Source organism: Melittangium boletus DSM 14713, from assembly GCF_002305855.1.
Taxonomy (GTDB): Bacteria; Myxococcota; Myxococcia; order Myxococcales; family Myxococcaceae; genus Cystobacter; species Cystobacter boletus.
Genome location: NZ_CP022163.1, coordinates 5,342,683 through 5,365,064, shown reverse-complemented (window position 1 = coordinate 5,365,064; position 22,382 = coordinate 5,342,683). Strand labels below are relative to the sequence as shown.

Annotated in this window: 21 protein-coding genes; 15 read left to right on the top strand and 6 right to left on the bottom strand. The window is 68.0% G+C overall.

The features are described from left to right. Positions 1–6 precede the first annotated feature (6 nt). Both MEBOL_RS22605 and MEBOL_RS22600 read left to right on the top strand, forming a co-directional pair. Entirely contained in the window at positions 7–1,680 is a 1,674-nt protein-coding gene (locus MEBOL_RS22605) for an aminotransferase class I/II-fold pyridoxal phosphate-dependent enzyme (RefSeq protein ID WP_245918746.1), read from the top strand. A 120-nt stretch (positions 1,681–1,800) separates the two neighbouring features. Beyond that, the gene (locus tag MEBOL_RS22600) at positions 1,801–3,504 is read left to right on the top strand and encodes a phosphatidylinositol-specific phospholipase C domain-containing protein (RefSeq protein WP_095979395.1); all 1,704 of its coding nucleotides are present in this window, start codon (positions 1,801–1,803) and stop codon (positions 3,502–3,504) included. Between the two features lie 60 nt (positions 3,505–3,564). On the opposite strand, the gene MEBOL_RS22595 is transcribed toward MEBOL_RS22600, so the two are convergent. Continuing rightward, positions 3,565–5,442, bottom strand: a complete 1,878-nt coding sequence (locus tag MEBOL_RS22595) for an FAD-binding oxidoreductase (protein WP_095979394.1) — start codon at positions 5,440–5,442, stop codon at positions 3,565–3,567. A 404-nt stretch (positions 5,443–5,846) separates the two neighbouring features. Here MEBOL_RS22595 and MEBOL_RS22590 point away from each other — a divergent pair, with 404 nt between their 5' ends. Beyond that, positions 5,847–6,815 (top strand): deoxyhypusine synthase family protein, encoded by a 969-nt coding sequence (locus MEBOL_RS22590; RefSeq protein ID WP_095979393.1) that lies wholly within the window; start codon positions 5,847–5,849, stop codon positions 6,813–6,815. Positions 6,816–6,822: 7 nt separating this feature from the next. Here the strand turns inward: MEBOL_RS22590 and MEBOL_RS22585 are convergent, their stop codons facing one another. Then, the gene (locus MEBOL_RS22585; protein WP_179956283.1) at positions 6,823–7,743 is read right to left on the bottom strand and encodes a lysophospholipid acyltransferase family protein; all 921 of its coding nucleotides are present in this window, start codon (positions 7,741–7,743) and stop codon (positions 6,823–6,825) included. 5 nt (positions 7,744–7,748) lie between these two features. On the opposite strand from MEBOL_RS22585, the gene astB reads away from it, so the two are divergent. The 4 genes from astB (at position 7,749) to MEBOL_RS22565 (ending at position 10,885) form a co-directional block, all read left to right on the top strand. Continuing rightward, entirely contained in the window at positions 7,749–9,074 is a 1,326-nt protein-coding gene (astB, locus tag MEBOL_RS22580) for an N-succinylarginine dihydrolase (protein ID WP_095979392.1), read from the top strand. Between the two features lie 107 nt (positions 9,075–9,181). After that, the gene (locus MEBOL_RS22575; RefSeq protein ID WP_095979391.1) at positions 9,182–9,688 is read left to right on the top strand and encodes an aminoacyl-tRNA deacylase; all 507 of its coding nucleotides are present in this window, start codon (positions 9,182–9,184) and stop codon (positions 9,686–9,688) included. Between the two features lie 54 nt (positions 9,689–9,742). Then, positions 9,743–10,036, top strand: a complete 294-nt coding sequence (locus tag MEBOL_RS22570; protein ID WP_095979390.1) for a hypothetical protein — start codon at positions 9,743–9,745, stop codon at positions 10,034–10,036. Between the two features lie 9 nt (positions 10,037–10,045). Continuing rightward, positions 10,046–10,885, top strand: a complete 840-nt coding sequence (locus MEBOL_RS22565) for a hypothetical protein (RefSeq protein ID WP_095979389.1) — start codon at positions 10,046–10,048, stop codon at positions 10,883–10,885. Here the strand turns inward: MEBOL_RS22565 and MEBOL_RS22560 are convergent. From MEBOL_RS22560 to MEBOL_RS22545, 4 genes are all read right to left on the bottom strand, one after another. Next, a complete protein-coding gene (locus tag MEBOL_RS22560) occupies positions 10,878–11,846 on the bottom strand; it encodes an NAD(P)-dependent oxidoreductase (protein WP_095979388.1) in 969 nt (322 codons plus the stop codon). The genes MEBOL_RS22565 and MEBOL_RS22560 overlap by 8 nt on opposite strands. Positions 11,847–11,854: 8 nt before the next feature. After that, positions 11,855–12,883: an isopenicillin N synthase family dioxygenase gene (locus MEBOL_RS22555; RefSeq protein ID WP_095979387.1), complete on the bottom strand. Its 1,029-nt coding sequence runs from the start codon at positions 12,881–12,883 to the stop codon at positions 11,855–11,857. Positions 12,884–12,885: 2 nt separating this feature from the next. Then, on the bottom strand, positions 12,886–14,187 hold the full coding sequence (locus MEBOL_RS22550) for a UDP-glucose dehydrogenase family protein (protein ID WP_095982932.1): 1,302 nt from the start codon (positions 14,185–14,187) through the stop codon (positions 12,886–12,888). 88 nt (positions 14,188–14,275) lie between these two features. Further along, positions 14,276–15,247: a nucleotidyltransferase family protein gene (locus MEBOL_RS22545; protein ID WP_095979386.1), complete on the bottom strand. Its 972-nt coding sequence runs from the start codon at positions 15,245–15,247 to the stop codon at positions 14,276–14,278. A gap of 105 nt (positions 15,248–15,352) precedes the next feature. Here MEBOL_RS22545 and MEBOL_RS22540 point away from each other — a divergent pair, with 105 nt between their 5' ends. From MEBOL_RS22540 to MEBOL_RS22505, 8 genes are all read left to right on the top strand, one after another. After that, complete coding sequence (locus MEBOL_RS22540; RefSeq protein ID WP_095979385.1) at positions 15,353–16,663, top strand: DUF418 domain-containing protein; 1,311 nt, start codon at positions 15,353–15,355, stop codon at positions 16,661–16,663. 441 nt (positions 16,664–17,104) lie between these two features. Next, positions 17,105–17,806, top strand: coding sequence for a hypothetical protein (locus tag MEBOL_RS22535; protein WP_245918744.1), 702 nt, complete (start codon positions 17,105–17,107; stop codon positions 17,804–17,806). A 14-nt stretch (positions 17,807–17,820) separates the two neighbouring features. Continuing rightward, entirely contained in the window at positions 17,821–18,237 is a 417-nt protein-coding gene (locus MEBOL_RS22530) for a hypothetical protein (protein ID WP_095979384.1), read from the top strand. 98 nt (positions 18,238–18,335) lie between these two features. Continuing rightward, positions 18,336–19,688, top strand: coding sequence for a bifunctional glycosyltransferase/class I SAM-dependent methyltransferase (locus MEBOL_RS22525; protein ID WP_095979383.1), 1,353 nt, complete (start codon positions 18,336–18,338; stop codon positions 19,686–19,688). Continuing rightward, on the top strand, positions 19,685–20,032 hold the full coding sequence (locus MEBOL_RS22520; RefSeq protein ID WP_095979382.1) for a P-II family nitrogen regulator: 348 nt from the start codon (positions 19,685–19,687) through the stop codon (positions 20,030–20,032). Before MEBOL_RS22525 ends, MEBOL_RS22520 begins: the two co-directional genes overlap by 4 nt. Beyond that, positions 20,029–21,639 (top strand): hypothetical protein, encoded by a 1,611-nt coding sequence (locus tag MEBOL_RS22515; RefSeq protein ID WP_095979381.1) that lies wholly within the window; start codon positions 20,029–20,031, stop codon positions 21,637–21,639. Before MEBOL_RS22520 ends, MEBOL_RS22515 begins: the two co-directional genes overlap by 4 nt. Positions 21,640–21,749: 110 nt before the next feature. Further along, a complete protein-coding gene (locus tag MEBOL_RS22510) occupies positions 21,750–22,076 on the top strand; it encodes a c-type cytochrome (RefSeq protein WP_095979380.1) in 327 nt (108 codons plus the stop codon). Between the two features lie 63 nt (positions 22,077–22,139). After that, entirely contained in the window at positions 22,140–22,331 is a 192-nt protein-coding gene (locus MEBOL_RS22505; RefSeq protein WP_095979379.1) for a hypothetical protein, read from the top strand. The last annotated feature ends 51 nt before the right edge of the window (positions 22,332–22,382 follow it).

Below are 22,382 nucleotides of genomic sequence, written 5' to 3'. Positions count from 1 at the left end.
AATCCCATGCCCATCCAACCCCGCGAGGACGATGAACTCATTGGCGCCATCCTGGGAGCGGCCGACGAGGCCACCCGCGGCATGAAGGGACGCTCCCTCGAGGAAGTCCTCGCCACCCCCGATGCCCGGGAAACCCTGAGGCGGTGCGCCACCGAACTGGGAGCGGCCGCGCGGGAAGTCTCCGAGATGATGCGCAACTGGGCCAGCCACATCCCCTGGGAGTCGATGACGGCGCTCGGGGAAGGCCCCCCCTCCGCGTCCGACGAGGACGGCGCGGTGCGGGCCCTCTGGGGCTTCCTGCGCCAGGAGCTGCCCCAGGTCCGCGTGGACCTGGAGGAGATGTGGCGGCCCGCGCACCTGCGCCGCGACGCCGATCCGGACGAGACCTACGCGCTCGACAAGAACGCCTATGACTTCTACCGGCCCGTGGGCCGCAACCTGATGCAGCGCACCGAGGAGTTCCACGGCTGGGTGGAAGCCCGCCGCCGGACCGAGACCTGGCAATACTCCCGGGTGCTGGAGGCCTCGCCGGGCAGCATCGCCACCATCACCAATGACGTGGGCCGCCGCACCCAGGGCATCAACTTCAACTCCCAGGACTACCTGTCCTTCAACGCCCACCCCGCCATCCGGGAAGCGGCGGCCCGGGCCCTGCACGATTACGGCCCCCATAGCGCCGGCTCGCCCATGGTGCTCGGCAACACGCGCATCTCCGACGCGCTGGAGGCGGAGCTGGGCGATCTCCTGAAGATGGAACACCTCACCCTGTTCCCCACCGGATGGGGGGCGGGCTTCGGCGCGATGGTGGGGCTGGTGCGCCAGGAGGATTACGTCGTCATCGACCGGCTGGCGCACGCCTGCCTGCAACAGGGCGCGCGCGCGGCCACCCGGAACGTCATCCGCTACGAACACCTCAACATCGAGGCGGTGCGCCAACACCTCCAGGACATCCGCTCGCGAGACTCACGCAACGGCATCCTCGTGGTGACCGATGGCCTGTTCTCCGTGGACGCCGACTGGCCGGACCTCGTCACCTTGCAGGACATCTGCCGTCAGTACGATGCCACCCTGCTGGTGGACGTGGCGCACGACCTGGGCGCCATGGGCCCCGGCGGAACGGGCGTGCTCGGCATGCAGGAGTTGCTGGGCAAGGTGGACCTGGTGATGGGCGCCTTCTCCAAGACGTTCTCGTCCAATGGCGGCTTCCTGGCCTCGCGCTCGGCGGCGGTCAAACAGTACGTGAAGATGTTCGGCGGCTCGCACATGTTCTCCAACGCCCTGTCTCCCGTGCAGACGGCGGTGGTGCTCGAGGCCACGCGGATCCTCCGCTCGCCCGAGGGCGAGGTGCTGCGCGGGCGGCTGTTCAAGGCCATCCACGCCCTGCGCGATGAACTCACCCGGCGCGGCCTGACATGCATGGGTTCCCCCTCGCCCATCGTTCCCCTGCTCATTGGGAACGAGAAGCTGGCGCGCATCGCCAACCGGCGGCTGTTCGACCGGGGCGTCCTCGCGTTCATGGTGGAGTTCCCGGTGACGCCGACGGGCTCCTCGCGCTTCCGGCTCCAGGTGCAGGCGGCCCACGAGCCCCAGGACGCGCTCGAGGCGGCGCGCATCATCGACGAGTCCATCACCGAGGCGCGCGCCTACCTGTCGAGCGCCTTCGGCTCCGGACTGGTGTGATCCGAACCAGCATACATCCGGCCTTCACGGTTTTTCCGGAATAAACCGTGATACTCCATGAGTCCAGGACACGCCTGTCCTGGACTGTCTTCACGGGTGCACCCTCATTCTGGAGAACGCATGAAGCCATTGAACAACCCCTTCCGGATTCAGCGCGGCGCGCTGGCCCTCCTGCTGGCCTTGCTCCTGCCAGCGCCCTTCGCCGCCGCGCATGGCCGGTATTTCAACGACGCGACGAGCATCCCCACCCAGCACCCCAACTGGATGCGCTGGCTGCCCAACGCCACGAAGGTCTCGGCGCTCTCCATTCCAGGCACCCATGACACCATGGCCGATGAGACGGAATGGTACGTGACCGTCTTCGAGCGCGCGTGGATCCTCACCCAGGGACTGAACCTCCGCCCGCAGCTCGACGCGGGTGTGCGAGCCGTGGACATCCGCGCGCGCCACATCGGGGATCGCTTCACCATCCACCACGGCGCGTACCACCTGATGACCAACTTCGATTACGTGTTGGGCACCACGGTGCAGTTCCTGAAGGACAACCCCACTGAAACCGTCCTGATGCGCGTGAAGAAGGAGCACACCGAGGAGGGCAACACCCGCTCCTTCGCCGCGACCTTCGAGTGGTACCGCGACCAGGCGGCCTACAGCCCCTACATCTGGCGGGGCACGCACGTGCCGACGCTGGGAGAGGCGCGCGGCAAGATCGTCATCCTCGATGACTTCGAGGGAGGAGACCACGGCATCAACTGGAACAGCATCCGCCTGCAGGACGCGTGGGAGGAGACCAACACCACGACGAAGTGGAACCTGGTGCGCAACCACCTCGTGACGACCAACACCGGCGACACCAACGCGCTGTATCTCAACTTCCTGAGCGCCGCGGGCGCGGGGGGAACTCCCGCTGGCATCGCGGACGACGTCAACGAGCAGGCCCTGCACTACCTGATGGGGAGCAACGTGCAGCGCACCGGCGTGCTGATGATGGACTTCCCGGGCGCGGGATTGATTGACGCCATCATCGCCCACAACTTCCGCCTGGCCACGAGCGCGTCCGCCATCGGCGGAGACTTCTCGACCGTCTTCAACAACATCTCCTATGGCCTTCACGGCGACGGCGATGACAAGGCGAGGGATCGGCTCATCGAGGCCAGGACCTTCGTGGAGGGCAAGCTGCCCGGCATGTATTGGCATGTCATCGTGTCGGGGACCCCGGGAGGCGACAACTGGGGCTATTCCACGACGCACTATGGGCTGTACCGGCAGTCGGACTGGGTGGATGGCTACAGCCACGTGGCGTTCAACACGTTGTCGAGCGACAGCGCGGTCAGCGAGAGCTTCCTCGCGAGCTATGTCGACAGTCAGCTTGGCGGCCTGAGTGGTTCCGCGGAGAACCGGGCGGCGCAGCTCGCCACGAAGGTGCGGGCGCGCTTCCCGTTCCAGTACTGGACCGTCCTGGTCAAGCGGACGCCCGGTGGCTTCAACAACTGGGCCTATTCGCAGTGGGGCGCGCACTACATGCGCTGGCAGGGAGACTATGCCTACGCGGTGTGGGGCTATGGCGCCCAGCCCGGCGTCTACCTGTACGAGCACGCCGACTACCAGGGTGACCTCATCCAGTTGACGGGCCCCACCTACGAGCTGAACAGCCGGGGCTTCAATGACCGCGCGTCTTCCCTCCGGGTCATCGGCAACTACCGGGCGAACCTCTGGGAGAACGACAACTGGGGAGGCACTGGGCTGTACGTCACGCAGAGCATCAACAACCTGGGCACGCAGTGGAATGACCGCGTGTCCTCGCTCGAGGTCTGGGCCTACTGAGGAGGCCCGCTCGGACACGGGGCGGATCGAGGCTTCGATCCGCCCCGATGACGCCGCCGGTCAGTCGGACCCCGTGCGGCGGGTATTCGTCCGGGGCGCGTCCTTCGACTCGAGCTCCACCTGCCCCCGCACGCCGTGATTGGCCGCGCCGAAGAGGTTGTCCGGGTCCACCGCCTTCTTCACCTCGCGAGAGAGCGCGAGCGCGCCCTCCGAGTAGATGTCGCCCATGAAGTCCTGGCGGATCTTCCCAATGCCATGGTGGTGCGACAGCGTGCCGCCCGAGGCCAGGATCTCCTCGCGCGCCGCGTGCTCCAGCGCGGCGTACTGCCCCACCGGATCCTCGACGCCCTTCGTGTAGAAGCCCATGTAGAAGTACATGGCGATGCCGCTGGGGTAGACCTGGGTGAGGCGGCCCGTGAAGAACGGCTTGCCCGGAAGCTTGCGCTGTTCGTGCTCGCGGTGGATGCGCTCGCGCACGCGCTCGTACAACTCCATGGCGCGGCTCCAGGGCACGCTCGTCTCGAAGCTCTCGGCGATGGCCCAGTGCGAGAAGGTGAGATCGCGGATGTAGGCGATGCCGAACGTGAGCTGGTAGCCCCGCTCGCCGTTGGTGCCTCCCGCCTTCATGCCGCCATGGCGCTCGGCGATCCGGTACAGCGTCTTCTCCTGGTACTCCACCTCCTCGCGCGTGCCCTCGAACACGAGCGTGGCGACCGCGAGCTTGTCCGGATCGAAGCCCTTCACCTTCGTGACGAAGAACTTCTCCAGCGCGCTCTTGGCCTGGGCGGCCGCGCCGGTGGTGGCCGGCTTGAGCGCCTGGCCGAACTGGAACTGCGTGCTGTCCATGACGCGCACGCTCGCGGGCACCGCGCCCGAGCGCTGCAGCTCGTAGAGGAACGCCAGACCCGAGGACAGGTCCGGGAACAGGACGCTGCCGTAGCGCTGCACCTCGGGGACCGGGAAGAGCTTCACCACGGCGCTCGTCACGATGCCGTAGTTGCCCTCGCTGCCGAACATGAAGTTCCTCGGGTTGGCGCCAATGCTCTCGCGAGGACCCACGTGCGGCCGCTCCACCACGCCGTGCGCCGTCACCACGCGCATGTCGAGCACCAGGTCCTCGATGTTGCCGTAGCGGTTCTTCTTCATGCCGCTCGCGTTGGTGGCGATCCACCCGCCCAGCGTGGAGAACTCCAAGCTGTCCGGCTCATGGCCCAGGGTGAGGCCGTACTTCGCCAGCTCGCTCACGATGTGGCGGCCCGTGGCGCCCGCCTCGATGCACGCCATGCGGTTGACCGGATCCACCCAGAGCACGCGGTTCATGTGCCGCATGTCCACGGCGATGACGAAGCGCTGCTCGTGCACGGACAGGCGCAGGGCCTCGGTGACGTTGGTGCCGCCTCCGAAGGGGATGAGACACGCGCCCCCCTTCCGGGCCACGTCGGTGATGCGCACCACCTCCTCGTGCGAGCGGGGAAACACCACGAGATCCGGCACGCGGCCCAGCCGCTCGTAGCGGATGGCCCAGATCTCCGCGCCGGTGTGTCCGTGTCCGCGGCGCAGCCGCACCGTGGGCTCGTCGGAGAGCTGCTCGGGCGTCAGGAAGGTCCGCAGCTCGGCGACGAGCTCGGGCGCCTGACGGGCCTCGGGGACGGGCGGCGGGTATTGAGGCTCGTTCCGATTGTCATATCCGAGCGGAGCCTCCAGCTTCTTGGAGAACCACGGCATGAGCGACGGCAGCTCGACGTTGCTGATGTTGTAGCGCGTGCCGGTGAGCACCACGGAGCCATTGGGCTGCACGACGAACTTCGTATCCTTGAAACCCCAGCCATCCAGGGCCTCGTCATCGAAGGACGGGAACGACGCCGGCGCGGGGGGAACGAAGGACGTGTCTCCCGTGGCGACCGCCTGTCCGAGCGGAATGGTTGGCTTCTTGTCCATGATGTTCTCCCTCGCGCGGACACCTTCGTTCCAAGGAGGTACCCGTCGCGGATATCCGTGTGTGATTAGGTCGGGGATGACGCGCTGGCGTGGAGACACGCGCCCCGCTCACCCGCTCCGCGATGCACAAGCATAGCCACCAAGGAACGGGCTACGGTGTGCTCATGCACACCGCCATCGCACCGTCGAGTGGCTGAGCGCGATGGGTAGCATGGTTCCTCAGGCCCGACAACTCACCGCTTTCGCGGTCCAGTTGCGGCGGACATCGGACGTGTCTATATGCCGGCCGTCCACAGCCACCCAGCGCCTCGATGGCGGCCCATTCCCGGGCCGTAGGGCGTTCGGTGTGGTGCGCCTTGGCGACAGCTCCCACGCCGACCCTTCGTCGTCAGGAGCTGCGGTACATGAACATCAGGGATTTCTGCCGGACCCACTTCAAGCACTTCAACGCGGCGGCGCTCGTCGATGCCTCCGAGGGCTACCTGCGCCACCTGGAGGGCGGCGGGAAGATGCTGGTGACGCTCGCGGGCGCGATGAGCACCGCGGAGCTGGGCATCTCCCTGGCGGAGATGATCCGGCAAGGCAAGGTCCACGCCATCTGCTGCACCGGCGCGAACCTGGAGGAGGATCTGTTCAACCTCGTCGCCCACGAGTTCTACGAGCGCGTGCCGAACTACCGGGACCTGACGCCCAAGGACGAGCAGGGGCTGCTCGAGCGGCACATGAACCGGGTGACGGACACGTGCATCCCGGAGATGGAGGCCATGCGCCGCATCGAGACCGCGGTGCTGGAGGAGTGGGTCGCCGCGGATCAGGCCGGCCAGCGCTACTTCCCCCACGAGTTCTTCTACCGGGTGCTGCGCGGCGGCAAGCTGCGCGACCGCTACCAGATCGACCCCAAGAACAGCTGGCTGCTCGCGGCGTGCGAGAAGAACCTGCCCATGTGGGTGCCCGGCTGGGAGGACTCCACGCTCGGCAACATGTACGCGGGCCACTGCATCTCGGGGGACGTGAAGAACGTGCACACGGTGCGCACGGGCATCGAGTACATGACCACGCTCGCCCAGTGGTACACGGAGACGGCGCCCCGGACGTCCGTGGGCTTCTTCCAGATTGGCGGCGGCATCGCCGGCGACTTCCCCATCTGCGTGGTGCCCATGCTGCACCAGGACCTGCAACGCACGGGCGTGCCACTCTGGGGCTACTTCTGCCAGATCAGCGACTCGACCACGAGCTATGGCTCGTACTCGGGCGCGGTGCCCAACGAGAAGATCACCTGGGGCAAGCTCGGCGTCGACACGCCGAAGTACATCGTGGAGAGCGACGCCTCCATCGTCGCCCCGCTCATCTTCGCCTACGTGCTCGACACCTGAGCCGCGCTCAAGCCGGAGGCCGCGTCTTCCAGCGCTGGTGCATCCACACCCACTGCTCGGGAGCGCGGCGGATGGCCGCCTCGATGCGCGCGGACAGGGCCGCCGTGAGGCCGAGTGCATCCGCCTCGCGGTCCGGCCCCGCGGGCCACGCCACCTCCTCGGTCCACAGGTGGTAGCCGTCGCCCTCGCGCTGGCAGAAGCCCACCATCACCGCCGCGCCCGTGCGCAGGGCCAGGTCCGCCGCCGCCCGGGGCGTGGCCGCCAGCTCACCGAAGAAGGGCACGAAGAGCGACTGCACCCGCGTGTCCTGATCGATGAGCAGCCCGAGGATTTCCCCGGCCTTGAGGGCCCGCAGCATGGCGCGCGCCGCTCCGTCCTGGCCGCGCCAGATGCTGCGCACCCCGCCCTGGGCCCGGAAGCGCTCCACGAGCGCGGTGAGCCTCGGGTCCGTGGTCTCCTTGGCGATGCTCTGGCTCGGGTAGCCCGCGCGGGCGATGCGCCGGGCCAGCAGCTCCCAGTTGCCCACGTGGCCGGAGACGAACACCACGCCCTTGCCTCGCGCGAGCGCCGCCTCCAGCACGGCCCGGTCCGCGGCCTCCCAGCGCACGAGTTGCTCCAGGTTCGCGTCCAGGGACGTGGTGGCCCCCACCTCGAAGGCGGCCATGCCCAGGTGGCGGAAGGACGCCCGGGCGAGCGCCTGACGCTCCGCGTCGGATTTCTCCGGAAAGGCCCGGGTCAGGGACTTCAAGGCCTTGCGCCGCTCGCCGCCGGCCACGGCGAAGGCGAACCGGCCAAAGCCCGCGCCGAGCCACCGGGCGAACCCCAACGGCAGGGCGCTCACGAAGCCCAGTACCCCACGAACGAGCAGGTAGCGAAGGAAGCGCTTGAGGCGTTTTGCTAAGGGAGGACGCTCCACGAGCGTTTCCATACCCCATGCGCGAATACAACTTCGACGGCATCGTTGGCCCCACGCACAATTACGGCGGCCTCTCGCCCGGCAACCTGGCCTCCTCCCTCCACGGCGGCGAGGTGAGCCATCCCCGCGCCGCGGCCCTCCAGGGCCTGGAGAAGATGCGCTTCGTCGCGGGGCTGGGCGTGGGCCAGGCCGTGTTGCCCCCCCAACCCCGGCCCTCGCTCAAGGCGCTGCGCGCGCTGGGATTCACCGGCACGGACGAGGAGATCATCACCCGGGCCGCCCGCGAGGCGAATCACCTCCTGCGGTTGACCTCCAGCGCCGCGTCCATGTGGACGGCGAACGCCGCCACGGGAGCGCCCTCCGAGGACACGGCGGACGGGCGCATGCACCTGACGCCGGCCAACCTCCAGCAGATGTTCCACCGGGCGCTGGAAGCGGAGACGACGCACGCGGTGCTCGGCGCCATCTTCGCGGATGAGCGGCACTTCGCCGTCCACGCGCCCCTGCCAGGAGGCGGGCACTTCGCGGACGAGGGTGCGGCCAACCACACGCGGCTCGCCACCCCGGGGCATCGCGCCATCCACCTGCTCGCCTGGGGCCGCAGTGCGTGGCGGGACGACGTGCGCCACCCCACGCGCTTTCCCGCCCGGCAGACGTATGAGGCCAGCCAGGCGCTGGCGCGGCTGCACCAGCTCGACCCCGCCCAGGTGCTGCTGCCCCAGCAGGCCCCCGAGGGGATCGACGCGGGAGCCTTCCACACGGACGTGCTCGCGGTGGGCAACGGGGGCTTCCTCATGCTGCACGAGCTCGCCTTCGTGGATGCTCCGGGCCTGCTGCGGACCCTGCGCGAGCGGCTGGGCGAGGGCTTCACCTATGCCCTCGCCACCCAGGAGGAGCTGCCCGCGAAGGACGCGGTGAAGGCCTATCCGTTCAACTCCCAGGTGCTCACGCTGCCGGATGGCACCATGGCCATCGTGGCGCCGGAGGAGAGCCGGGAGACGGAGCCCGCGCGGCGGTTCCTCGAGCGCGTGGTGGCGGAGAACAACCCGGTCAAGCAGGTGCACTACCTGGACGTGCGCCAGTCGATGAACAATGGCGGCGGCCCGGCGTGCTTGCGCCAGCGTGTATGGCTCACCGACACCGAGCGCGCCGCGGTGAAGGCCAACGTCTTCTACACGCCCGAGCTGCACACGACGCTCGCCGCCTGGGTGACGAAGCACTACCGCGAGGACCTGCGGGCCCAGGACCTGGGAGATCCCCAGCTGGCGCGCGAGACGCTCACGGCGCTCGACGAGTTGACGCGCCTGCTGCGCCTGGGCAGCGTCTACGACTTCCAGAAGTGACGTGCCCTCCGGTGCGTGTGCTCGCCCGGATGGGCGGCACGCGTCCGGTTCCCCGTGGCTCCCAGTGGCGAGTGCCCCCACCTTCTGACTGGAAGGAGATGCCCGCCATGATTCCCGAACCCATCCAGGATTACCTCCGTCAGAAGAACGCGCAGTTCATCCCCTACCGGCATCCGCGCGCGGTGACGGCCCAGGAAGTGGCCCAGGCCCTCGACATCACGGGCTACCGCATGGCCAAGTCGGTCATCATCCAGGCGGATGAGCAGCTTTGGATCTGCCTCATTCCCGCGCCGGACACCCTGGACCTGGACCAGCTGCGGGAACTGCTTGGCACCGAGGAAGTCCGGCTGGCGACCGAAGAGGAGTTCACCCGCCACTTCCCTGAATGCGAGACCGGCGCCGAGCCGCCTTTCGGCCAGCTCTACGGACTCCCGGTCCTGCTCGACGAGAACCTGAGCGCGGCGGAGGATCTGCTCTTCCGGGCCGGCTCACACGAGGATGCCCTGGAGATGAGCGTCGAGGACTTCATCGCGCTCGAATCCCCCCAGGTGGCTCCCTTGGTGATCGACCATGGTTACCGTCACGTGAGCACCCCGGAGGCGATGCACCCCTAGACGGGAAGGGCATTGCTTGCATCCCGAACGCCATCTGGCATCTTCGGGACCCTCATGCGCCGCTCCGCCGCCCGTCCCCTGCTCTTCGCCACGTTGTTCGTCCTCGCCGGTTGCAAGAGCCCCTGCCGGGAGTTGTCGGAGCGGTTCTGCGACTGCGTCGACCAGTACCAGCGCACCGCCTGTCTACAGGACGTGGCGGACCGGGAGCGGAACATCGAGCCCACCGACGCGGATCTCGCCGCGTGCGAGGCGAAGCTCGACACCTGCACCATCGATCCGGACGACCGCACCACGTGCGACATCCTCCAGACCGAGCCAGGCAAGGAAGCCTGCGGACTGGCGCGGTAGCGCACGCACGTGAAGACCTCTTCCTGGTGCACGTGGTGTCTCTTCGTCGCCCTGCTCGCCCCGTCGCGAGGCGCCTGGGCGGATCCCATCACCCCCTGGCCGGGCGAGCAGACGGCACCGGGCACGCTGCAACTCGTGCCCCTCCTCTATGTCTCCGGCGATGCGCGGACCACCTACCCGTCGCTCTACGCCTCGACGGGATTTGGAGACGCCTGGGACGTGTATGTCGGCGTGTGGGGAATCGCGGGCGCCGAGGGCACGGGGTTCGATATGCTGGATGTCTTTCCGCGCTACCACCTGGGCGAGGAGACGGCGCTGGCGCTGCGCCTGATGCTGACGCCCGGGGACGGATTCATCCTCGGAGGAGAGCTCCACACCAACCTGAGCTGGGGCAACGTCTCCTTGATGCTCAACGCGGGGGCACGGCCGGACTTCGAGTGGGGCTCGGGCAGCCTGCGCACGGCCACCGTCTTCGCCATGGTGGCGCCGGAGTACCACTTCTCCGAGCGCTTCAGCGTGTACTTCGAGCTCAACCCGGCGGTGTCCGCCGTGGCGCCCTTCTCGAATGAGCGCTCCCTGGGCGCCGAGCTGTCGCTGCTGCCGGGCATCTGCTTCTCGCTCGACGAGGAGCAGAACCACCAGTTCTCCGTCGGGGCGGAGCTCCTCCTGCGCCGAGGTGAGGACGTGTCGCTCGCGAACTCCGTCACCTTCGCGGCCTGGTACGCCACGTCCTTCGACCTGGGCGGCGGCGAGAAGGAGGAAGCCAGTGAGCGAGCCTCGGCTCCCGTCGCCTCCCGGCGGCTCGGCCAGCGGAGCGCGCTGATGAGCCAAACGCCCGGACTCAGGTGAGGGGCGAGCGGGGCTTTCGCGGTGAGTTGACGAGGAAGTGGGGCCGCTCACCCCGAGCGTAGGCTTCCAGGTTCCTGGCGGCCCATTCGAGGCTGCCCGCCAGGTTCACATCGGTGACGCCCGCGACATGCGGGGTGGCGACCACCTGAGGCAGTTGGAGGAGCGGATGCCGGGGGTCCACGGGCTCTTCCCAGAAGACATCCAGACCCACTCCGCCGAGCTGTCCCGAGCGAAGGGCGGACTCCAGCGTCTCCAGCTTCACCAGGCTGCCGCGCGCGATGTTGACGAGGAGGGCGCCCCGCTTCATCGCCGCGATGGCGCGCTCGTCCAGGAGGTCGCGGTTGTGCTCGCCGGCACGCGCGGCGAGCACGACGCAATCCGCCTCCCGGAGGGCCTGATGCAGCGCGTTCGCGCCGAAGACCTGGACCCCCTCCGGGCCACCCTTGTCCGCGTGCTCGCGCACGCCCATCACGCGCATGCCCAGGGCCTGGAGCCGCGTGGCCAGGAGGCTCCCGATGTCACCCAGGCCCACCACACACGCCACCTTGCCAAACAAGGACGAGCCCGTGGGCGTGGCCCACCGCCCCTGCCTCAAGGCCTCCTCGGCGAGCCGCAGTCGGCGGGAGAGCGAGAGCAACAGCAGGATGGCATGTTCGGCCACGGACTCGGCGTTGCCCGTCACGTTGGCGCGCAGGTTCGCGACCCATACGCCCAGCTCCGTGGCCGCCGCGACGTCCACGTTGTCGAACCCCGTGCCGATCGTCTGGATGAACCCGACCGAGGGCTGCTCCAGCACGTTCCGGCCCACGCGGGTGCCCGCCGTCATGACGGCCTGGATTCCCTCGAGGTTCAGCTCCGAGGGGACCTGCTGGAAGAGCACCGAATGGGCGGACAGTCTCTCGGCGAGGCGCTCCGCGAACGCGCGGTACTCCGGATTCTGGCTGATGAAGGCGATGCGCATGCGGTGGCTCACAGGACCTGGGTCCGGAGCTCCGGGAAGACCTTGCCCACCTTGCCGAGCAGATAGTCTCCGTAAGTGCCCTGGAGGGAGTGGACGTTCCGACCATCCCAGCGCTCGGTGGAATCCTCGGGAGCGGAGGCCTGGGCGAGGGCTGGCGCGTCGATCGGACGGACCTCGGTGCTCCAGCCCGGATCGAAGAAGAACGGCAGCGACAAGCGATCCCGTCCCGAGCGATTCAGCACCCGGTGAGGGGTCGAGCGATACACGCCCCGGGTCATGCGATCGAGCATGTCTCCGATGTTGCAGACGAATGAGCCGTCGATGGGAGGCGCATCCACCCAGCGCACCGAGCCGCCATCCCGCGACTTGACCTGGAGTCCCCCCGCCGAGTCCTGCTTGAGGAGGGTGAGCACCCCATAGTCGGTGTGTTCCCCCACGCCCCAGGCGGGCCGCCCGTCCTCGGCGGTGCCGGGCCCGGGCGGGTAGTTGAAGACGCGGAAGAGCACGAGCGGGTCGGCCGTGTAGCGCGTGGCGAAGTAGTCGTCCTCGAGTTCCAGGCTGAGCGCGATGCCCTCCATCAGCGAATGGCCCAGGCGGGTCAACGCGGCCATGTAGTCGAGCACGGCCTCCCGCAAACCCGGGGGCTCCTCCGGAAAGAGATTGGGGCCATGCAGCGGCGTGCCAGCCCGGACGAGGGGGTGCTCGGGTCCCAATTCAGAGCCGAAGTAGAGGCCTTCCTTGCGATCCGGACGGCCGGACGTCAGCTCACCGCCCACGGGAAAATAGCCACGCCAGGCGGCGCCGCCCCGTGCCATGCGGATGGCCATCTTCTCGTCGACCGGGAGCGCGAAGAAACGGCGACTCAACGTCTCCAGGTGAGCCTGGAGCCCGGCGCCGACCCCATGGCCCACGACGTAGAAGAAACCACTCTCGCGGCATGCGGCGCCGATCCGCTCGGCCACGGAGCGACGCGCGGCGCGCCCCGACACCCCATCCACGAGCGCGCCAACATCGATGAGCGGGACCCGATCGAACATGGCTACTGACGCCGGCCGAGCCCCATGTAGGCGAAGCCCATTTCCTGCATCCGCGACGGATCGTAGATGTTGCGGCCGTCGAGGATGACGGGGCTCTTCATCAGCGCCTTCATGCGCTCGAAGTCCGGATGGCGGAACTCGTTCCACTCGGTGACGACGAAGAGCCCATCCGCGCCCTCCAGGGCCTCGTAGGGCACGGGGGTGTAGCGGATGCGGTCGCCGAAGACGCGGCGCGCGGTGCGCTCGGCCACGGGATCATGCGCCACCACCTTGGCGCCCTTGGCCAACAGGCCCTCGATGACCTCGATGGACGGCGCCTCGCGCATGTCGTCCGTCTTGGGCTTGAAGGCCAGACCCCACACCGCGAAGGTGCGTCCGTCCAGCGAGCCAAAGTGCTTGAGCGCCTTGTTCACGAGCAGCCGCTTCTGCCGCTCATTGGTGCGCTCCACGGCCCGGAGCAGATCCAACTCCATTCCCAGCTCGCGCCCCTTGGCCACGAGCGCCTTCACGTCCTTGGGAAAGCAGCTGCCGCCGTAGCCCACGCCAGGAAAGAGGAACGGGTAGCCGATGCGCTTGTCCGCGCCCATGCCCTTGCGCACGAAGTCCACGTCCGCGCCCACCTTCTCGCAGAGCGCGGCCATGTCGTTCATGAACGAGATGCGCGTGGCGAGCATGGCGTTGGCGGCGTACTTGGTGAGCTCCGCCGAGCGCGTGTCCATGTAGAGGATGGGGTTTTCCGTGCGCACGAAGGGGGCGTAGAGCTGGCCCATGATCTTGCGCGCCCGCTCCGACTCGGCGCCAATCACCACCCGGTCCGGCTTGAAGAAGTCGTCCATGGCGGCGCCCTCCTTCAAGAACTCGGGGTTGGAGACGACGTCGAACTCCACCTGCGTCACGCGGGAAATCGTCTCCCGCACCTTGTCCGCGGTGCCCACCGGCACGGTGCTCTTGTCCACCACCACCGTGTAATGGCGCATGGCCCGGCCCACCTGCTCCGCCGCGGCCAGGACGTACTGGAGGTCCGCCTCCCCGCTCTCGCCCTCGGGGGTTCCCACGGCGATGAACACCACCTGGGCGGGCGCCACCGCGGCGGCCAGGTCCGTGGTGAAGGACAGGCGCCGGTCCCGCGTGTTCTTGCGGATGAGCTCCTCCAGGCCGGGCTCGTAGATGGGGACCTCGCCCCGCTGGAGCTGGGCGATCTTCCGCGCGTCGATGTCCACGCAGGTGACGTCGTTTCCCGAATCCGCGAAACACGTTCCCGCGACGAGTCCCACGTAGCCTGTTCCGATGATGGCGATGTGCATGCGCGCGTCCTGGGGTCCGAGGTCCAACGGCGCTCATACGCCGGGAACCATGTCCAGGGGAAGGGTCGTGTAGTGCACTCCCCGCGCCTCACTGTCCGGTCAGGAGCCTCCGCAGGCGCTCCGAGCCACGCAGATGACGCATCTTGCCGGGCTCGCTCGCCGGGAGGACGACGAGCCGTTCGAGCAGCTCGCGCGTGGCGCGGCGCAGGGGGGGGAGCGCGGGTTGGACGAGGGAAGCCGTCTCGGGAAAGAGCCGCGCCACGATGGACAGCGACGTATGCAGGGCGCGCTCCAGCCGCCAGGCGCGGGCCCGCTCCAGCAGGACCGCCACGTCCAGGGGACGCGAGTAGACACCGCCCATCGCCGGGGCCCCCAGCACCAGCTCGCGCAGGTCCACGAAGGACAACCAGGGCAGCTGATAGCCCTCGCGCGCCTGCTCCAGACACACGAGCAACACCGCGTCTTCCAGGTCCGGACGGAACACGGACGGGCCATACATCTTCATGGGCCGGGCGCGCGCGAAGACCTCCTTGAGCTCGGCCTGACGCGAGGCCCCCAGCACGTCCGCGTAGACGTAGATGGGGGTGCGGCCATCGGACAACATCTTCTGTGCGCCGTGGAGCGGTTCCTGGGGCTCCGGACGGAAGTCGTGCTGGGCGAGGTAGCCACTGAAGCCCTCCACGTCCATGCGCCGCACGAGCGTCTGGATCTCCAACACGGGGCGGAAGCCCACATGGGGGTAGAGCGTGTCGGCGAAGGACGCGCCTCCCAGGATCAGGACCTGACGGCCCTCGAGCTCGTCCATGCACTGCTTGAAGTTGACGAGCTTCATCACGTTCTCGTTGACCGAGCCCGAGTAGATGCTCAACAGCCGGTCCCTCGCCCACTCCGGGGCGTTGGCGCCGGGCAGGCGGTACTCCAGGTTGTAGGAGGCGAGGGGCGCCAGGCCCTGGGCGATGGCCCAGTCGACATACGCCTCCCAGGGAGCCTCGCGCAGCGAGCCTCGCGGAGGATCGAACGAGGAGAGGATGCGGAAGGTATCGAGGAGGCTGGGGGCCATGGGGGGCTGCTTTAGCGACACCCATGTCCAGGACGCAATCGGAAGACAGAGCCTCCGTTCGGAATAGGCGGGAGGGGAGGTGTGTTCCGGCCGCCTTCCGGAGGCATGACCCCAGCCCCCGCGCCTCCCCTCCCCCAGGCCGAAGCCCGTCCCATCGACGCCACCGACCGGATCGTGCTGCTCGATGTCCTGCGCGGCTTCGCGCTGGCAGGCGTCTTCGTCTCCAATACCTTCGTGTGGTTCACGGGGCGCGTCTTCGTGCCCCGTGAACAAGCCCTGGCCGCCCTGAAGACAGCGCCCTGGTGGGACCAGGTGGCCCTTCACGGCTTCGGAGCCCTCGTCTCCGGCAGGTTCATTTCCCTGTTCTCGTTCCTCTTTGGCCTGGGCTTCTCCGTGCAGTTGCTCCGGGCCGAGTCACGGGGGGTATCCGTCGTCCCCCTCTACGTGCGGCGGCTGTGCGTGATGCTGCTCATCGGGGGCGTGCACCTCACCGCGCTCTGGTACGGCGACATCCTCACCACCTACGCCACGGTGGGCTTCCTGCTGTTGCTCTTCCGCGGCCGCTCGGACAAGACGCTCTTCATCTGGGCCGTCGTGCTCATCCTGGTGCTCCCCCCGCTCGTCGCCAGTGCCATGCGGTGGCTGCCCCCCTTGCTGGCGGGCAATCCGGGCGGCGCGGAAGAGGTGGCCCGGGAGGCCATGGCCCGGAGAGAGGCGGCCCAGGTGGAGCGGGGGCGCGTCTTCATGAGCGGCACCTATGTCGAGGTGGTGCGCACCAACGTCTCCTACTACTTCGGCGATTTCATCCGGGGGATGCCGCCCATGCTCGGGGCGCTCTTCGGCCGGTTCCTCCTGGGATTCCTCGCCGGAAGGCGGCGGCTCTTCCACGACGCGGCCCAGCACCTGCCCTTCTTCCGCAAGCTGCTGCGCTGGAGCCTCCTCGTGGGAGGCGTGGCCAGCATCATCGGACTCGTGGCGCAGCATCTGGTGCGCCAGAAGGTGCTCTCGCCTCAGGGCGCGTCCCAACTGCTGCTCATCCCCGTGCGGCAACTCGGTGAGTTGGGCCTCGCGGCCTTCTATGCCTCGGGGCTCGTGCTCCTCTTCCACCGCGAGACCTGGACCCGGCGCCTGCGGGTGCTCGCTCCGGTGGGCCGCATGGCCCTGACGAACTACCTGTGCCAGAGCATGCTCGGCCTGTTCGTGTACTACGGCATCGGCCTGGGACTCATGGGCAAGGTGGGGCCCGCCGCGAGCATCGCCCTCACGCTCTGCCTGTTCTCACTCCAAGTGGCATTCAGCCACTGGTGGCTGGCGCGCTTCCGCTTCGGCCCCGCCGAGTGGGTATGGCGCTCGCTCACGTACGGCAAGGCCCAGCCCATGCGTCGCGCGGAGGCCACCACCTCCCCGGCCCACTGAATCCAGGAACGGACAGGTGAGGAGACATGACCTCCAATGTCACACCGAATGACATGACGTTGGAGGTCAACATGGTGTAAAGCATGTTCCATGCTTTCAGCTTCCAGGGACGCGCTTGGACGTCGGATCCGGAACCTGCCCACTCGGCTTGCGCCCTCAGTGCCCATTTCGTGCGTTGGCCTACCCCCTACATCCTTCACGTTCTCCCGAAGGGTCATACGCGACGGGAAAACTCCGATTCCCTTCCTGCTCCGCGCCTGGACGGAGACGCAGGGAGAAAGGATCGACCTGATAGGTGATCGCCATCAGAAACTACCTGCTACGCCGGGACATTTATTGACGCCTCCACGAATCCCCTGCTACTTTTCCCGTGAAGACATGTCTTTCGGCTTTCATCCGGAAGACCCGTTTCAGGGGATTCGTCAGCATGGCGCGGCCGACATGAAGACCAGGCGCGAACAACGCGGAGCAAGCGTGCCCGGAACGGGCTGGCGGCGGGCCGCGTGGGTGTTGCTGGGCCTTCTGGGTGGCATGGAAGGCTGCGCGAGCAATCCGCACGTGAAGGTGCAGCGGATGGAGAACGGTCTGCTCCGGGTCGAGGGGCCGCTCGCGGGACCCTTTCCCAAACTGGAAGAGCTGGCGGCCAACGCCTGCGAATTGATGACCAACGAGCCCGGCGCCTCCAATGGCATCTACGGCTCCGAGTATTGCGCCCTGTACTATTACTCCCCTGGGCAAAAGGCTTACTTCCTCAGCTACCTCTCCGACATCAAGAGCAGCCTCGACACGGAGACGAAGAACTGTGAGCTGCCCCGCTCCGTCGAGGATGCACTCCACCCGGATCACATCGTGCTGGGCGGCATCCATACCCACCCCCACAACCGGCGTTTCTCCCGGCGGGACCTCGGCATCACGACCACCTGGAGTCCCACCCGTTTCGCCGACAAGAGCACCGGCCAGGTCTTCGATCGCAATCTGTTGATGTTCTTCCGGGAGCGGACCGGCGAGTGCCGGGCCTACGCCTACAACAACTTCTCGCGCCACGTGTCGGCCCTGCGAGAGGGCGAATGGGTACCCATCGCGAAAGTCACCAACGACTCGGGCGACCTGGAGATGTTCGAGGGGAAGGATTGGCTGCCGTGAGCGGGACGAGCCCCATGAAATCATTCCTCCCCGTCCTGCTGTGCTGCGCGGGACTTCTGAACGGGTGCGGCTATTTTGGCATCTATCGCCACCGCCCGGCCGAACGCGCCTCTCCCGAGGAGGCCGCCGCCGTGCGGTTTCCCGACTCCATGGAGAAGGGCGTGCGGCTCACCGGACCCATGATGGCCGCGCTCAAGGTCGCCATGGACGACTACCGTCCGCCGGGCATCCGCCCCGAGAAGTTGCAGCCCCCGGACAGTTGTCTGGCTCGCTGGGAGTACATCCAGACGAGCGTGCTCCAGGTCAGTGACACCCTCTTCTTCGTCGAGTTCACCCCTGACCTGCGTGCGTGTGGACCGGGCTACATCCTGCTCGACGTCGGCGCGACATACGCCATCGACGGCCAGGGGCGGATTCTCGGGCGGGAATAGCGAAAACCCGGCACTTCCGGGTGCCCACCCACGGGCCTTCCACCGCATCAGGCGCCGGAGCGCGCGTCCGTGCCCGGCAGTGTGGTAGTCACGGGGCGGTGAGCCCTTCCCTCTCGTTCGTCATTCCCTACAACCCCGAGTCCGCTCCCGCCGCCTCGCGCTTCGCCCATGCGCTCGCCCACCGGGAAGGGACCGAGGTGGTGCTCGTCGGTGATGGCCTCCTGGAGGCGCCTTCCGCGCCCAACGTGCACGTCCTGCCTGGAGTGCCCGGCAAGGGCGCGGCGATCCGCGCAGCGCTCGACCACGTGAAGGGAGACATCACCGTGTTGCAGGACGCGGACACGGCCTACTCCCTGGATTCCTGCGAGTCCCTGTGCCGTCCCATCCGCGAGGATCAGGCGGACGCGGTGTTCGGTCACCGCTCGCACGCGGGGCTCGACGCGACGCTGCTGGCGGAGCGGGCCATGGGCCACGTCACCCGCTTCGTGACGGACGTGACCCTCGCGGATCCCCTCTGCGGCCAGCGGGCCTTTCGCACCGAGGCGCTCAAGTCCGTGTCCCTCACCAGCGAGGATGACGCGGTGGACGCGGAGATCGTGGTGAAGCTGGCGGCGCAGCTCTACCGGTTGGCGGAAGTGCCCGTGGGGTTGGAGACGACGCCGCACCTTCCCATCGCCTCGCAGATGTCGCGGCTGCGCACGCTCGTGCGCTACGCCACGGTGCGCGACGACGCGGACAACCAGCACGAGGGCTACACCACGCTCGAGCGCATGGATGGCGCGAACAACTACAACGCCTGGCTGGGTCAGCGCTTCAGCGAGCACCTGGGCCGGCGCGTGTTGGAGATCGGCGCGGGCATCGGCACCATCACCGAGAAGCTGGAGCCCGGGCTCGAGTTGCTCATCGCGCTCGAGGTGGACCGCTTCTACGTGGACCGCCTGAAGAACAAGTTCCGGGGCAAGCCGCACGTGCGGCCGTACCTGTCGGACGTGGCGCTGGCGGACTGGGAAGCCCTCAAGGCCGAGCGGCTGGACACCATCGTGCTGTCCAACGTGCTGGAGCACATCCCCGATGACGCCTCGGCGGTGCGCCGCTTCCGGCAGATTCTTCCTCCAGGGGGCCGGGTGGTGGTGTTGGTGCCGGCCCTGCCTCAGCTCTTCGGGAGCATCGACGAGGCGGTGGGCCACTACCGGCGCTACACCCGGGAGGGCCTGCGCCAGGTGCTGGAGGGCAACGGCTTCCAGGTGGAGCGGTTGGAATGGATGAACCTGGTGGGCATTCCCGGCTGGTTCATGAACAGCCGGGTGATGCGCCGCCGCTCCGTGCCCAAGTTCCAACTCAAGGTCTATGACCGGCTCGCCCCGTTGTTGGCCCGGACGGAGAGCCGGGTGAAGCTGCCGGTGGGAATGAGCCTCTTCGCCGTGGCGCGGGCCACGGGAGGTGCGGAATGAAGAAGATCGAAGCCATCATCAAGCCGTTCAAGCTGGATGATGTGAAGGACGCGCTGCATGAGGTGGGCGTGCACGGTCTCACCGCGGTGGAGGTGAAGGGGTTCGGTCGGCAGAAGGGCCACACGGAGCTCTACAAGGGCGCCGAGTACGTGGTGGACTTCCAGCCCAAGGTGAAGGTGGAGGTGGTGGTGGACGACGACCTCGTGGAGCAGGTGGTGGAAGCCATCGTGCGCGTGGCTCGCTCGGGCGCCGAGGGGAAGATCGGCGATGGGAAGATCTTCGTCCTGCCCGTGGACGAGGCCGTGCGCATCCGCACGGGAGAGCGCGGCAGCGACGCGCTGTGAACGCCTCGCCCGCGCCGCGCGGGGTGTACGCGGCGCTGGTGGCGCTGTACGTCCTCTTGTTCCCCTACCACCCGGGCCTGCGCTCACCCAACGAGCTGTGCCGGCTGTGGCAGACGCGAGCGCTCGTGGAGTACGGCACGCTCGACATCAACCGGGCGCTCCAGGACTTTGGCTACGTGGGTGACCTGTCCGTCAAGGACGGCAGGTACTACCCATCCAAGGCCCCCCTGCTGTCCTTCGCCGCGGTACCGCTCTACGCGGTGATGCGCGTGGCGGCGGGAGGCTTCCTCCATGCGGTGCGCGAGGTTCCTCTCGTCTTCTTCAGCCGGTTGCTCCTCACGGTCCTGCCCACGCTGCTGCTGCTGAGGCTCGTGCGCCGTTTCCTCGGCGAGTACGTGTCCCCCCAGGTCGCGGACGCGGTGACGGTGACGTACGGGCTGGGCTCGCTGGCGTTCAGCTACTCGCTGCTCTTCATGAGCCATCAGACGACGGCGGTGCTGCTGTTCGGCGGCTTCTACGCCCTGTGGCGGGTGGCGCGAGGCGAGTGGCGGGAATGGGGCTACGCGGTGGCGGGTGCCTGCGCGGGCGCCACGGTGGCCGCCGAGTACACCGGTGCCCTCGGGGTGCTGGGGCTCGTGCTCTACGCCACGCTGTCCGTGGTGTGGCGGGAAGAGCCCGCCCGTGCCCGCTGGAGCCGGATGGGACGCGGGGTGGGGCTCGCGCTGCTCGGAGCCCTGCCCTTCCTCGTGGGGTTGATGCTCTACCACCAGGCGGCCTTCGGCCATCCGCTGGAGAGCGGCTACAAGCATCTCAACGACGCGGCCTACCAGCCCTGGCACCTCGGCGGCTTCCTGGGCATCCGCTACCCGGATCCACGCGCCTTCGCCCTGTCCTTCTTCTCCCCCCTCCGGGGCCTGTTCACCCTGTCCCCCTTCCTGTTGCTCGCCCTGCCCGGCCTGTTCCTCCTGGGACGCGAGGCCCGTGGCCGCGGGGAGTGGCGGATGCACACATGGCTCGTGGTGGCGCTGCTCGCCGGGTACACCTACTTCACGTCTTCCTTCTCGTATGACTCCTGGGGCTGGACGACGGGGCCTCGCCACCTGACGGGGCTGGTGCCCTTCCTGCTGCTGCCCGTCGCCCGGGTGTTGGAGCGGCTGCGCCAGCTCGAGCGTCCCATCTGGACAGGGGTCGCCGCGGCGCTGTGCACCGCGTCCATCGTGATCACGGGCCTCGCCACCTTCGTCAATTATGTCCCGGACGATGTGTCCAACGTCTTCCTCGGGCTGGCCATGCCGCTGCTGCGGGCGGGCTACCTGCCGCCCAATGTCTTGAATCTGCTGGGACTCTCCAACCCGCTGGCTGGCGTCCTCCTGCTCGCCCCGCTGCTGGGTGTGAGTGGTTGGGTCTTCGCGCGGCTCGTGAGATCGGAGGGCAAGCGGCCTGGCGCATCACCCCTGGTGGCGGGAGGAGTGACGCTCGCGCTGCTCCTCGGAGTCCAGCTGGCGACGGTGCGCCACGATGCCGCGGACCGGGGCGCGGTGGGGTTCCTCGAGAAAGTCTGGCTCGTCCCGCCGGGCCGAAGCCTCTCCTTCTGGCCTGCTCCATGACAGACCAAGGGGATGACTCCGACCCGGGCGGATTTCTCCTGGCCCCGCGCTTGCCCTATCGTTCGAAACCTCACGACGTCCCCCGAGCCGGTCTCCTGGAGGTCTTCCTCATGAAGTTCCGTTTCGCCCTGCTGCTCAGCCTGTCCCTCGCCACCGTCGTCCACGCCGAGGACGAAACCGCCGCCGAGACGTGGACGGCCAAGTGCAAGTCCTGTCACGGCGGAGACGGCAAGGGGCAGACGCAGATGGGCAAGAAGGAGTCCGTCGGGGACATCTCCCTGCCCTCCTGGCAGTCCACCCACAGCGACGCGGAGATCCGCCAGGTCATCGCCGAGGGTTCCACCAAGAACAGGAAGATGAAGGCCTACAAGGACAAATTGAGCGCCCAGCAGATCGACGCCCTCGTGGCCTACGTGCGGACGCTCAAGAAGGGCTAGCGCCTCCCGCCCAGGCTGAATATCCCCAGGGCCCACCGCGTCCCGCGGACTGGAGGTATTCCCATGCGCCCCCTCACCTTCGCTCTCCTCTCCCTGCTCGCCCTGGTCTGCGCCATGCGGAACCCAGGCCGCCTGCCCTCCCACATGGATGAGGACCCGGTCCCGTCCGCCAGCGCCCTGCTGCCCAAGGGCGGAGGTACCAGCGACGGCGGAACCGACGACGATGACGAGGACTACCGGGTGGCCGGGGCGTAGGCTGCTGTAGGCTCGGGGTCCTGGGTGACCACCACCCACCAGGCCCCTCGC